This is a genomic window from Stenotrophomonas sp. 80084_Sma (assembly GCF_056481995.1).
The window spans coordinates 1,608,679-1,621,180 of sequence record NZ_CM151177.1; the positions used below are offsets into that span (position 1 = coordinate 1,608,679).

The following is a 12,502-nucleotide window of genomic DNA, read 5'->3' on the forward strand; positions in this document are numbered from 1 at the left end:
GCACCGACGGGTTGCCGGCCAGCGGCCGTCACTACCAGGAGACATCGCATGCAGGGCCAACCCGAATACAGCGGCGGCTGCCAGTGCGGCGCGATCCGCTTCCAGGCGCGAGGCGAGCTGACCGACAGCTCGATCTGCCACTGCCGGATGTGCCAGAAGGCCTTCGGTGCCTATTACGCGCCGCTGGTGTCGGTGCGCGGCGTGCAGTTCAGCTGGACCCGCGGCCAGCCACGCTATTTCCAGTCGTCCAACGTGGTGCGGCGTGGCTTCTGCGCCGACTGCGGTACCCCGTTGACCTATGAAGCCCCCGACGGCGTGGCCGTGGCCGCTGGTGCCTTTGACCAACCCGAACGCCTGCCACCGACCATCCAGTACGGAGTCGAACGCAAGCTGCCCTTCGTCGACAGCCTGGCCAGCCTGCCGGCGCGGCGCACCGAGGAGGACATCGCGGCGCTGGATTTCCTGGCCACCATCGTGTCCCACCAGCACCCCGACCACGACACCCCGCACTGGCCGCCGCGCAGCCGCTCCGCCGAAGGCTGAGCGGCGGGTAGCGCCGGGCCGTGCCCGGCGAGCGCGCAGCGCGGTCGGCGCCGATGCTCTACCATAGCCACCCCCTTTCCGGTCCCCGCCCGCATGAGCAAGAACAGCCAGTGGATTGTCGGCGTCAACGCCGTCGCCTCCTCCATCGAGAACGACGCCGAGAACGTCCGCGAAGTGCTGGTCGAGGCCGGTGCGAAGAACCCGCGCCTGACCGAGATCGAGGAAAACGCCCGCCGCAAGGGCATCGACGTGCGCAAGGTGAACAGCCAGGCGCTGGACGGTGTCGGCGGTTCGGTACGCCACCAGGGCGTGGCCGCGCGCTATGCCGCCGCCCGCACCTACAGCGAGAACGAGCTGGAAGGCCTGGTCACTGCAGCCGAGGGCAAGGCCCTGCTGCTGGTGCTGGACGAGGTGCAGGACCCGCACAACCTGGGCGCCTGCCTGCGCTCGGCCGCTGCCGCCGGCGCCACTGCAGTGATCATCCCCAAGGACAAGTCGGCCACGGTCAATGCCACCGTGCGCAAGACCTCGGCGGGTGCCGCCGATCTGATCCCGGTGGTGGCGGTGACCAACCTGTCGCGCTGCCTGAAGGACCTGCAGAAGCAGGGCGTGTGGATCTACGGCCTGGCCGGCGAAGCCACCGCCTCGCTGTACCAGCTGGACCTGAAGGGCAACATCGCGCTGGTGCTGGGCGGTGAAGCCGATGGCCTGCGCCGCCTGACCCGCGAGAACTGCGATGGCCTGGTCAAGATCCCGATGCCGGGCGAGATCGAGAGCCTGAACGTCTCCGTCGCCGCCGGCGTCAGCCTGTTCGAGGCCGTGCGCCAGCGCGGTTGATCGGCAGCAGCGGCTGTGTCGACCAAGGTCGACACCCACCAGGTAGTCGCCAACCTTGGTTGGCGCTCTTGCCGCCTCACCCCGCGCTGCCGCCCAGTGCCTTGAACAAGGTGACGTCGTTGTTCAGCTGGCCCTGGCGCACGCGCGCCAGCGACAGCTCGGCATCGCGCCGGGTCTGCTGCGCTTCCAGCCAGGTGCGCAGGTCGGTGGCACCCACGCGGTAGCGCACTTCCTGCGCCCGTTCCACTTCCACCGCTTCGTCGTACGAAGCCTGCGAGGCCGCCACCTGGCGCGCCAGCTGCTCGCGTGCCGACAGCGCGTTGTCCACTTCCGAGAGCGCGGTATACAGCGTCTTGCGGAAATTGGTCGCGGCGATCTGGTAGGCGGTGCCGGCGATATCGGTATCCAGCTGCGCGCGCTGCAGGTTGAGGAACGGAAGCGACAGGCCGGCGCCCAGCGTGGCCACCGGGTTGCGCAGCACGTCACCCAGCGACGTTGCGCTGGAACCGAGGCTGCCGGTCAGGCTCAGCGCCGGGTAGTACTGGGTGGCGGTGACCTTGATGGTCTTCAGGCTGTTGCGCAGGCGCAGTTCGGCCGCGCGCAGGTCGGGACGGCGACCGAGCAGGTCGGTCGGCAGGCCCTCTGCGATGCTGGGGCTGCGTGCGCCCAGCAGGTCCTGCGGTTCGTCCTGCTGCGGCCAGGGCGTGCCGTCCAGCAGCACGGTCAGTGCGTTGCGTACTTCCACCCGCTGCTGCTCCAGTGCGCTCTGCGAAGACCGCTGCGACTGCAGGTTCTGCAGCGCCTGGCGTACTTCCAGGCGCGATACCGCACCGGCGTCGAAGCGTGCCTGCACCAGTTCGCGGGTGCGTTCCAGGCGCTCCAGGTTGGCCTGGCCGGTGGCAATCGACTGGTTGAGGTAAGCCAGCGTCCAGTACTGGGTGATGGTGTCGCTGATCACCAGCAGCGCGGTGTTCTGCCGGTCTTCCTCGCTGGCCTCGGCTTCCCAGCGGGCGATGTCGCGCTGGGTGCGCAGGCGGCCCCACAGGTCCACTTCCCAGCCCAGCGAGACGCCGGTGGAATAGCTGCGGCGCCAGTCGTCGGCCTGGTCGGTGGCGCGGCTGGCATTGCCGCTGACGCCGGACGACGACGGCTGTGGCCACAGCGCGTTGCTGGCCAGGCCGGCCTGCAGGCGCGAACGCTGCACGGCCAGGCCAGCGGCGGCAAGATCGCTGTTGGCGGCCAGCGCCTGCGCCACCAGACGGTCGAGACGTTCATCGCCGAAACCGGTCCACCAGGTGTCCTGGCGGATGTCGCGGCCCGGAGTATCCAGGCTGCTGCGCGGATCGTCGGCGGGCGCATTGAGGGTGGCGTCGCCACGACCGTAGGTCGCCGCCACGTCGGGGTCCTGCACCGGATAGCGGCCCATCGATGCGCAGCCTGACAGGGCGAGCAGTACAGCGCCCGCCAGCAGCAGGCGCGAGGGGGCAGGGAAGAGCAGTCGGGTCATCATCTTCATTCGCGGGCCAGGGCCTCCACCGGGTCGAGCTGCGCGGCGTTGCGCGCGGGCAGGAAGCCGAACGCCACGCCGATCAGGGTCGAGCAGGCGAACGCGGCAACGATCGAGGCCGTGGAGAACAGCACCTGGAAGTCGCTGGCGAAGCGCCCGATCATCGAGCCCAGCAGCAGGGCCAGGCCGATGCCGAGCACGCCGCCAAGCAGGCAGACCAGCACCGCCTCGATCAGGAACTGCTGGCGGATATCACTCTGCCGTGCACCCACGGCCATGCGCACGCCGATCTCGCGGGTACGCTCGGTGACCGAGACCAGCATGATGTTCATCACACCGATACCACCGACCAGCAGTGCGATGGCGGCGATGGCGCCGATCAGCAGGGTCATCGTGCGCGTGGTCTGCTCGATGGTCTGGCGGATTTCGGCGCTGTTGCTGAGGAAGAAGTCCTCGGTGCCATGGCGCATGGTCAACAGTCGGGTGATCGCTTCCTGTGCGGCATCCATCGGCGTGGCGTCGTCCACGCGCACGGTGATGCTGGACACGTGGCTCTGGCCGAGCATGCGCGACATCACCGTGGTGTACGGCAGCCACACGCTCAGGCTGGTGCTGCCGCCGAACCCGAAGCTCTGGCGCTTGGCCACGCCGACCACGCGCGCCGGCACGTTGCCCAGCAGGATCACCTGGCCGATCGGATCGACATCGGGGAAGAACTGGGTCTGGGTGTTCTCGTCGATCACCGCCACCTGGCCGAGGCTCTTCACCGCATCGGCATCGAAGAAGCTGCCGCTGAGCAGGGTCACGCCCTTGACCCGGAAGAACTGCTCGCCGACGCCGCTGACCTGGGCGGTGGAGGACTGGTTGCGGTAACGCGCGGTGACCGAGGTCGACACGCTGGGCGTGGAGCTGTCGACGTAGCTCTGCCGGGCCAGCGCATCGGCATCACTGGCTTTGAGCGTCTGCACACGGGCCGAGCGCATGTCGCCGAAACCACGGCCGGGGTAGACATCGATGGTGTTGGTGCCGAGCGCGCTGATGTTCTGCAGGATCTGCTGCTGCGAGCCGTTGCCCAGCGCCACCACCGAGACCACCGAGGCGATACCGATGATGATGCCGAGCATGGTCAGGAAGGTGCGCAGCCGATGTGCATTCATCGCCAGCAACGCCATGCGGAATGCTTCGGTGAAGCGGTCGCGCGCGGCCCGCCAGCTGTTGCCGCGGGCGACGCCGGTGCTGGCCTCGCGCTGCGCGCGGTAGGTCGGTGCATTCGGGTTGGCGCGGTCGGCGATGATCTCGCCGTCGCGGATCTCGATGATGCGCTGCGCGTGTTCGGCCACGCTCATGTCGTGGGTGACAATGATGATGGTGTGGCCTTCGGCGTGCAGCTCGCCGAGGATCGCCATCACTTCCTCGCCGGATTTCGTGTCGAGCGCGCCGGTCGGTTCGTCGGCCAGGATCACCTCGCCGCCGTTCATCAGGGCACGGGCGATCGACACGCGCTGCTGCTGGCCGCCGGACAGCTGGCCCGGCTTGTGGTGCATGCGGTCGCTCAGGCCCAGCCGCTGCAGCAGCTGCTCGGCACGCGCGTTGCGCACCGGGCCGGGGCTGCCGGCGTACACCGCCGGCACTTCCACGTTGCCGCGCGCATCGAGGTCGCCCAACAGGTGGTAGCGCTGGAAGATGAAGCCGAAATGCTCGCGGCGCAGTTCGGCCAGCTCGTCCGGCTCCATCTTCCCGGTTTCGCGGCCGGCCACCTGGTAGCTGCCACGGGTGGGACGATCGAGGCAGCCGAGGATGTTCATCAGCGTCGACTTGCCTGAGCCGGACTGGCCGACGATGGCCACCATCTCACCGGCGTGGATGTCGAGGTTGACGTCACGCAGCACGGCGATCACATCGTCGCCGGCCGGGAATTCGCGTCGCAGGTCACGCAGGCGCAGCAGCGGCGCCGTCGTGCTCATCGGCGCCCCATGCCCGGGCCGCCGACCCGCATCTGCATGCCGCCGCGGTTGCCGCCGCCGGCGCTGGCACCAGCCGCACCGGCTTCGCCGACCACTACTCGCTCGCCTTCCTTCAGTCCCGACAGGATCTCGGCCGAGGCGCCGTTGTTGATGCCCACGGTAACCTTGCGCGGCTGCGGCTGGCCCTTGTCGTCCAGCACCCGCACCATGCGCTCGTCGCCACGGCGCTTCGGCCCCAGTGCCACCGCCGGCACCATCAGCACGCCCTTGGCCTGCTTCAGCAGTACCGAGACCTGCGCGGTCATGTCGATGCGCAGGGTGCCATCCGGATTCTCCACGTCGAACAACGCGTTGTAGTAGACCGCGCTGCTGGAACTGGAACTGGACGAACTGCTGGAACTGGACGAACTCTCGTTGGCGATCGAGGCCGGCGCCGGATTGATCTGGCGCAGCGTGGCGTGGTACTTGCGGTCCGGGTCGCCCAGCGTGGTGAAGTACACCGGCATGCCGGCCTTGATCTTGACCACGTCGGCCTCGGAGATCTCGGCATTGACGGTGACCACGTCCAGCCGTGCCAGCATGACGATGGTCGGTGCGGTCTGGTTGGCGTTCACGGTGCGACCTTCCTCGGCCACCACCGCCACCACGGTGCCGTTCATCGGCGCGGTGATGCGGGTGTAGGCCAGGTTGGCGCGGGCGGTGCCCAGCTCGGTTTCGCGGCCCTTGATCTGCGCCTCGTAGGACTGCAGCTGGGCACGGGCGGTCTTCAGCTGCGCCTCGGCGGCATCGTATTCCTGGCGCGAGGTGGCCTCGGCGGCCAGCATCTGCTGCTGGCGCGCGAATTCCAGTTCGGCCTGGCGCAGGGTGGCCTGCTGCACGGCGCGCTGGGCGGTGACCTGGTCCAGCGAGGCCTGCGCATTGAGCACCTGGTTCTGCTGGGTGGTGGCGTCGATCTCGGCGATCAGGTCGCCTTCCTTCACGGTGTCGCCCAGCTGCACCTTCAGCGACTTGATCTGGCCCGAGGCCTGGGCACCGACGCTGACCAGCTTGTAGGCGTCGATCACGCCAGTGGCGTCCACCGTCTGCTCGATGTCACCACGGCTGACGGGCGTGGTCGCCACCGCCGGGGCGGCGGGCTTGCGCAGCAGCCACCAGGCGGCTGCGGCAACGGCAAGGGCGAGCAGGGCGATCAGTATCAGGCGACCCCGGCGGGTCGCGGGCAGCAGGCGGAACGTCACGTCGTGGCTTCACTCTCGGGGCCGCGGTGGCGGCGTTGGTGGGCATTGTGAAGACCGGGCGATGGGCGGCTCAATCCTCGGGGTATGTCTCTATGTAACACTGTCGGTGAATACGCGTAACCACAGGTATCCCGCCCATGGCTGGATACACTGGTACGCATTGCCCCGGATGCGGTTCAGCTGCCGACACGGGATGATCGCGACATGGAGACTGAAAACACGATGCATCGACTGCTGATCGTCGACGACGACAACGACATCCGCACCCTGCTGGCCGAACAGCTCGGCCGGGCCGGCTACCAGGTGAGCACGGCCGCAGACGGCACCGCCATGCGCCAGCTGCTGGACCGCGAACACGTGGACCTGATCGTGCTCGACCTCAACCTGCCGCGCGAGGATGGCCTGACCCTGTGCCGCGACCTGCGCGCGCGCTCGAACACACCGGTGATCATGCTGACCGCGCGTGCCGAGCCGATCGACCGCGTGCTGGGCCTGGAAATGGGCGCCGACGACTACCTGGCCAAGCCGTTCGAACCGCGCGAGCTGCTGGCACGCATCCGCAACGTGCTGCGCCGGACCGAGGCGCTGCCGGCGAACCTGGAGCCGCTGGCGGTGCGCCGTGCGCGCTTCTCGCGCTGGGTGTTCGATCTGGAGCATCGCCACCTGGTCGATCCGGACGATCGCGTGGTGGTGCTGTCCGGCGCCGAGTTCCGCCTGCTGCGGGTGTTCATCGCCCACGCCAACAAGGTGCTGTCGCGCGAGCAGCTGGTCGCGCTCAGCAGCGGCCGCAACTACGAGGCACAGGACCGCGCCATTGATCTGCAGGTCAGCCGGCTGCGCAACAAGCTGGGCGACGACGGTGGCCCGGACGGGCTGATCAAGACCGTTCGCAACGAAGGCTATGTACTGGCCTCCTCGGTGAACCTGGAATAAGCCGCGATGAAGCGCCTGCGCCATTTCCTGTCCTCGATGGTCGGGCGGTTGTTCGTGATCCTGCTGCTGGGCATGAGCGTGGCCGCGATCGGCGCGACCATGCTGGCCACCTCCAAGCGCCAGCAGGAGTTCGAGCGGCAGAACCTGAACCGCATCGCCGACCGCCTCCAGGGCTACGTCAACCTGCTCGACGGCAACCCCGAACTGCGCGAGCGCCTGCTCGAAATCGGTGGGCCGAGCGTGCGTGCGCTGCAACCCGGCGCACGCCTGGGGCGGGCCGATACCGCGTTGATGGAAGTACTCGATGACCGGCCCGGGCCGGTCGCACGCGCGCATGTGCACTTCGCTTCGTTCCGCTCCTGCATTCCCAAGCTGCAGGACCTGCTGCCCCCGCCGCCACCGGGGCATCGCAAGCATCCGCGCGAACGTGATCCGGCGTTCATCCCGCCCAAGTGCCGTGCGGTCGACGTGACCCTCAACGACGGCACGCTGCTGAAGCTGGCGCTGGATTCGCCGGCGGTGGCACACAACGGCATCCTCGCCGTGGACCCGTGGTTCCTGACCCTGCTGGTGCTGGCGATCGCGGTGCTGGCCTATATCGTCGCGCGCATGGCCAGCGCGCCGCTGCAGGAACTGGCCGCAGCCGCCGAAGACCTGGGCGACGACCTGCAGCGCGATCCACTGCCGCTGCGCGGCCCGCGCGAAGTGCAGCGCGCCGCAGAGGCCTTCAACGCCATGCAGCATCGCCTGCAGCGGCACCTGGCCGAGCGCACGCAGATGCTGGCGGCGATCACCCATGACCTGCAGACCCCGCTGACCCGGCTGCGCCTGCGCCTGGAGAATGTCAGCGACGAGGTGCTGCGTGAGCGCCTGATCGGCGATCTGGCCGCGATGCAGGCGTTGGTGCGCGAAGGCCTGGAGCTGGCGCGCAGCGCGGAGAGCGCCGAGCAGCGCGCCGCACTGGACCTGGATTCGCTGCTGGAGAGCATCGTTGAAGACACGGCCGAGGGCGGCGGAGATGTCGTCTTCGAAGGTGGCAGCGGAGCGGTGCTGATGTTGCGTCCGCTGGCCATGCACCGCCTGTTTTCCAACCTGGTGGACAACGCGGTGATGTATGCCTACCGGGTGCGGGTACGGGTCGAGCGTAGTGGTGGCGCGATCACCGTGGTGGTGGCCGATGACGGCCCGGGCCTGGCCGAGGATCAGCTGGAAGCCGTGTTCGACCCGTTCGTGCGGGTGGAAACCTCGCGTTCGCGCGAAACCGGCGGCGCCGGTCTGGGCCTGACCATCGCCCGCGCCCTGGCTGAGAAAGACGGGGCGCGGCTGTGGCTGCGCAACCGCGCCGAAGGTGGGCTGGAGGCGGTAGTGCAGTGGCCGGCCAGTGCACAGGTGACGCCGCCGGGCCGCGCGGGCTGAGCCTTCGCGGCTGGCGATGGTGACGCCGTGGGCAGGGTTTGGCCTATCATCTGCGCATCTTCCCAGTTCCCCCCCGATGAGCCAGCCCGTCCCCGCCGGCATGCCGTCCCGCGCTGCCCGGCAGTTCCCGCATGCTGCCAGGCCCGGCAGCCCTGACTGGCCGCCGCCGCTGCACTGATGGCCGGACAGGGGGACATCGCGCGCTGGGTGGAGCGCTGCGGATCAGATATCGGTCGATGGCTGCGACAGGGCCTGCTGTGGCTGCTGCTGGCCCTTGCACTGCCGGTGGCAGCGCAGGAGGGGGCTCCGCCACTGCGCGACTACGCCATTGATGTATGGACGTCGCGCAACGGCCTGCCGCACAACTCGCTGCGCGACATCGCGCAGACCCCCGAAGGCCACCTCTGGTTCGCCACCTGGGAAGGCCTGGTGCGTTACAACGGCCTGGATTTCACCGTGTTCGACCGCAGTACCCGGCCGGGACTGCGCGACAACGGCATCGGCGCGCTGTTCGTCGACCGCCAGGGTGGGCTGTGGATCAGTGATTCGCGGGGCAATGTCAGCCATCGCGGCAACGATGGCCAGTGGCGTGTCTGGGAGCACCAGGCCGATACCCCGCAGGTCCTGATCCAGTCCATGCAGATGGACAGCCAAGGCCGCCTGTGGCTGCTGTATGAAGGCAAGGGCATCGGCTATCTGACGCCGGACACCGGCATCGTCTACCACGCTCCGGCCGCCGACCTGCCGATGGCGATGAGCTTCACCAAGCTGGTGGTCGATGCGCAGGACCGGGTCTGGGCCGGCACGTTGGATGGACTGGTGCTGCGCGACAACGATGGCGTGCTCAAGCGCGCGCCAGCGACTGGGGGCTGGGCGCCGGCAGTGGCCTGTCGTGGCCGTACCGCGCTCCGGATGGCGCGCTGTGGATCGTCGCCGGCGAGCGCCTGTACCGGGTGGAGGATGATCAGCTGGTGCTGATGCACCGCCTGCCGGGGCAGCTGCACCTGACCTCGATGCTGCAGGATCGCCATGGTGACCTGTGGCTGGGCACCGAGAACCAGGGCCTGCTGCGGATCTCAGCGCATGGCCTGGAGCGCCTGCCGGCGGGCCTGAACCTGCCGGGTGGGCGCGTGGTCAGCCTGCGCGAGGATGCCGAGGGCAGCATCTGGGTGGGTGCCAATGGTGGCCTGTACCGCCTGCGCGAAACACTGTTCAGCAGCTACACCGAGCGCGATGGCCTCAGTGGCGACTATGTGCGGACCGTGTTCGAGGACCGCGAACGCCAGTTGTGGGTCGGCAGTGCCAGCGGCCTCGACCTGCAGGCTGCTGATGGCCGCTTCCGCGCGATGCCGCTGCACAACCGCGGCGGCAAGGCACCTTCGGTGCTCAGCCTGGCGCAGGGCCCGGACGGTGACCTCTGGGTCGGAACGTTCGGTGATGGCGTCTACCGTCTTGGCCCCGATGGCCGGCTGCGGCACAACTATGCCGCCGCCGATGGCATGCCGGGCGGCAACATCCGCGCGATCAGCGTGGACCCGCAGGGTGTGGTCTGGGCCGGCACCCAGAAGGGCGTGGTCCGCATCGACGGTGACCGCGTGCAGGTATCAAGCGTTGCGGGCATGCCCAGCGGCCTGATCACCGCGCTTGAGCACGATCACCAGGGCAACCTGTGGATCGGCACCATCGAGGGCATCCGCGTACTGCGCGGCGATCACGTGCAGTCGATCGACCTCGCGCCGATGGGCGGTGGCCGCAGCGTGTTCGGCTTCCATCAGCTGGGTGACGCGATGTGGATCAGCAGCGACCGTGGCCTGTACCGCTGGCGCAACGGCACGCTGGCACGGGTGGGGCTGGAGCAGGGCATGCCGGTGGATGCGGTGTTCCAACTGGTGCCGGATCGCCTTGGCAACGTGTGGATAAGCAGCAACCGCGGCGTGCTGCGCACCGACATGGCCACGCTCAATGCGGTTGCCGACGGGCGCGCGCCGCGGGTGGTGGTGGAGCGCTACAACGAGATTGATGGCATGGCCAACGCGCAGGCCAACGGCAGCTCCGGGCCATCGGCGATCCTGCGCCAGGACGGCACGTTCTGGGTGGTCACCGCCGGAGGCCTGAGCACCGTCGATCCGCAACGCCTGCAGCGTTTCCGCGAGCGTCTTTCACCGCCGGCAGCGATTGAAAGCGTGCAGGTGGATGGCGCACCGGTGCATTGGGAAGGCCCGGACCGCAACTACATTCCCGGCGGCCGCCGCTTGGCGGTGAGTTATGTCGGCCTGAGCTACCTGATGTCTGACCGGATCCGCTACCGCACGCGGTTGGACGGCCTGGATACGGGGTGGGTCGAACGCGGCCCGCAGCGCAGCGTGGAGTTCGTTGGCCTGCCGCCGGGCGACTACACCCTGCACGTGGCCGCTGCCCATCCGAGTGGCAGCTGGGGCCAGCAGGAAGCGGTATGGAGCTTCACCGTGGAGCCGTTCTGGTGGCAGCGACGCAGCGTGCAGGTGCTGGGTGGCCTGTTGCTGCTGGCCGGGCTGGTGGCGCTGTACCGGCTGCTGCTGCAGCAGCTGAAGGCCAGCAACCTGCGCCTGGCACGGCGCGTGGACGAGGCGACCTTCGACCTGCAGGCCAAGACCGTGCACCTGCAGGCGCTGAACCAGGAAAAGACCGAACTGGCCGAGCGCCTCGCACGCCAGGCCGAGGCATTCGAACGGCAGGCCCGCGAGGATGCACTGACTGGCCTGGCCAACCGCCGTGCCTTCGATGAAACGCTGGCGCGTGACTTCGCCCGTTCGCAGCGCAGCGGTCATCCGCTGTGCCTGGTGGTGCTGGATATCGACCACTTCAAGGACGTCAACGACCGCCACAGCCACAGCATCGGTGATGCGGTGCTGGTGCAGGTGGCGCGGTTGATCGCCGCCGCCAGCCGCGATTCGGACCTGCCGGCGCGGACTGGCGGCGAAGAGTTTGCGCTGCTGCTCAACGACACCCGCCTGGAGGAAGCCGCACAGCTGTGCGCGCGCCTGCGCGGCCTGTTCCATGACCACCCCGACTGGGCCGGCGTGGACGGCCTGCGCGTGACCTTCAGCGCAGGGCTGGTGGAACTGGATGCCGACGACCGCACCCCGGCACTGCTGTACCAGCGCGCAGACCGCGCGTTGTACCGCGCCAAGAGCGACGGCCGCGACCGAACGAGCATTGGTTGATCGCATCCACGCATGGCGTGGATCTACCGTCCGGTGAGTGGTGGGTGCGGACCGTTGGTCCGCACTGCGTGGATGCGGTTGCGCCGTTGGCTGGCTTACCGCGGCCAGGCGTTGGCGATGGTGCAGAACAGCCGCGCGGTCTGCTCGGTGTCATACACCGCGCTGTGCGCCTCGTTGGCATCCCAGCCCAGCCCGGCGGCGGTGGCCGCACGCGCCAGCACGGTCTGCCCGTAGGCGATGCCGGCCAGGGTCACCGTATCGAACACGCTGAAGGGATGGAACGGATTGCGCTTGTGGCCGGTGCGCGCCACGGCGGCATTGACGAAGCCGAGGTCGAAATGCGCGTTGTGGCCGACCAGGATCGCGCGCTGGCAGCCGTACTTCTTCATGGCCGCGCGTACCGGGGTGAAGATGTGGTCCAGTGCCGCCTTCTCTTCCTTGGCCAGCCGGAACGGGTGGTCGAGGATGATGCCGGTCACTTCCAGCGACTTCGGGTCGATCTCCAGGCCCTCGGCCGGCACCACGTGGGCACTGGCGGTCTGGCCGGGGTAGAGCAGGCCGTTCTCGTCCATCTCGATCGGCACGGCGGCGATTTCCAGCAGCGCGTTGCGCTGGCTGTCGAAGCCGCCGGTTTCCACGTCCACCACCACCGGCAGGAAGCCGCGGAAGCGTTGTGACATCGCGCGCTGCGCCTGGGGGACTGCGGAATCGGGAGCGGCGGCAGGTGCGGGGGTGGGGTCAGTCATGCGTGAATTCTAGCAGAGCGACCCTGAGCGCCCGGCCAGCCCTCGGTGCATGCGTTCCCTGCGCGGGCGTGTGTCGACCAAGGTCGACACCTACCGGGGCACCGCGCGCTCAGGA

At 68.7% G+C, this 12,502-nt stretch carries 8 protein-coding genes and 1 pseudogene; 5 read left to right on the forward strand and 4 right to left on the reverse strand.

The window, feature by feature from the left end:
- The first annotated feature begins 48 nt into the window (after window positions 1-48).
- Complete coding sequence (locus tag ACZK3W_RS07515) at window positions 49-543, forward strand: GFA family protein (protein ID WP_164080700.1); 495 nt, start codon at window positions 49-51, stop codon at window positions 541-543.
- Window positions 544-636: 93 nt separating this feature from the next.
- Complete coding sequence (gene rlmB / locus ACZK3W_RS07520; RefSeq protein WP_005408775.1) at window positions 637-1,380, forward strand: 23S rRNA (guanosine(2251)-2'-O)-methyltransferase RlmB; 744 nt, start codon at window positions 637-639, stop codon at window positions 1,378-1,380.
- A gap of 76 nt (window positions 1,381-1,456) precedes the next feature.
- On the opposite strand, the gene ACZK3W_RS07525 is transcribed toward rlmB, so the two are convergent.
- The 3 genes from ACZK3W_RS07525 to ACZK3W_RS07535 are packed head-to-tail and all read right to left on the reverse strand — an operon-like array spanning window position 1,457 to window position 6,089.
- Window positions 1,457-2,896 carry an efflux transporter outer membrane subunit gene (locus ACZK3W_RS07525; protein ID WP_478450616.1) on the reverse strand — a complete coding sequence of 480 codons (1,440 nt, stop codon included), beginning with the start codon at window positions 2,894-2,896 and terminating at the stop codon, window positions 1,457-1,459.
- On the reverse strand, window positions 2,893-4,851 hold the full coding sequence (locus ACZK3W_RS07530) for a MacB family efflux pump subunit (RefSeq protein ID WP_329893097.1): 1,959 nt from the start codon (window positions 4,849-4,851) through the stop codon (window positions 2,893-2,895). Before ACZK3W_RS07530 ends, ACZK3W_RS07525 begins: the two co-directional genes overlap by 4 nt.
- Entirely contained in the window at window positions 4,848-6,089 is a 1,242-nt protein-coding gene (locus tag ACZK3W_RS07535) for an efflux RND transporter periplasmic adaptor subunit (protein ID WP_478450617.1), read from the reverse strand. The genes ACZK3W_RS07530 and ACZK3W_RS07535 overlap by 4 nt, the downstream gene beginning before the upstream one ends.
- Window positions 6,090-6,293: 204 nt before the next feature.
- Between ACZK3W_RS07535 and ACZK3W_RS07540 the strand changes: the two genes are divergently transcribed.
- From ACZK3W_RS07540 to ACZK3W_RS07550, 3 genes and pseudogenes are all read left to right on the forward strand, one after another.
- A complete protein-coding gene (locus ACZK3W_RS07540) occupies window positions 6,294-7,022 on the forward strand; it encodes a response regulator (RefSeq protein ID WP_005408779.1) in 729 nt (242 codons plus the stop codon).
- A gap of 6 nt (window positions 7,023-7,028) precedes the next feature.
- Window positions 7,029-8,438, forward strand: coding sequence for an ATP-binding protein (locus ACZK3W_RS07545; protein ID WP_049421607.1), 1,410 nt, complete (start codon window positions 7,029-7,031; stop codon window positions 8,436-8,438).
- A 177-nt stretch (window positions 8,439-8,615) separates the two neighbouring features.
- Window positions 8,616-11,641: pseudogene (locus ACZK3W_RS07550) on the forward strand (two-component regulator propeller domain-containing protein).
- A 95-nt stretch (window positions 11,642-11,736) separates the two neighbouring features.
- On the opposite strand, the gene rnt reads toward ACZK3W_RS07550, so the two are convergent.
- On the reverse strand, window positions 11,737-12,387 hold the full coding sequence (gene rnt, locus ACZK3W_RS07555) for a ribonuclease T (RefSeq protein ID WP_014036542.1): 651 nt from the start codon (window positions 12,385-12,387) through the stop codon (window positions 11,737-11,739).
- Window positions 12,388-12,502 lie beyond the last annotated feature (115 nt).

Coding starts and splice junctions, on each gene's coding strand:
- ACZK3W_RS07515 (WP_164080700.1), top strand. CDS start 49: ATGCAGGGCCAACCCGAATACAGCGGCGGCTGCCAGTGCGGCGCGATC.
- rlmB (WP_005408775.1), top strand. CDS start 637: ATGAGCAAGAACAGCCAGTGGATTGTCGGCGTCAACGCCGTCGCCTCC.
- ACZK3W_RS07525 (WP_478450616.1), bottom strand. CDS start 2,896: ATGAAGATGATGACCCGACTGCTCTTCCCTGCCCCCTCGCGCCTGCTG.
- ACZK3W_RS07530 (WP_329893097.1), bottom strand. CDS start 4,851: ATGAGCACGACGGCGCCGCTGCTGCGCCTGCGTGACCTGCGACGCGAA.
- ACZK3W_RS07540 (WP_005408779.1), top strand. CDS start 6,294: ATGGAGACTGAAAACACGATGCATCGACTGCTGATCGTCGACGACGAC.
- ACZK3W_RS07545 (WP_049421607.1), top strand. CDS start 7,029: ATGAAGCGCCTGCGCCATTTCCTGTCCTCGATGGTCGGGCGGTTGTTC.
- rnt (WP_014036542.1), bottom strand. CDS start 12,387: ATGACTGACCCCACCCCCGCACCTGCCGCCGCTCCCGATTCCGCAGTC.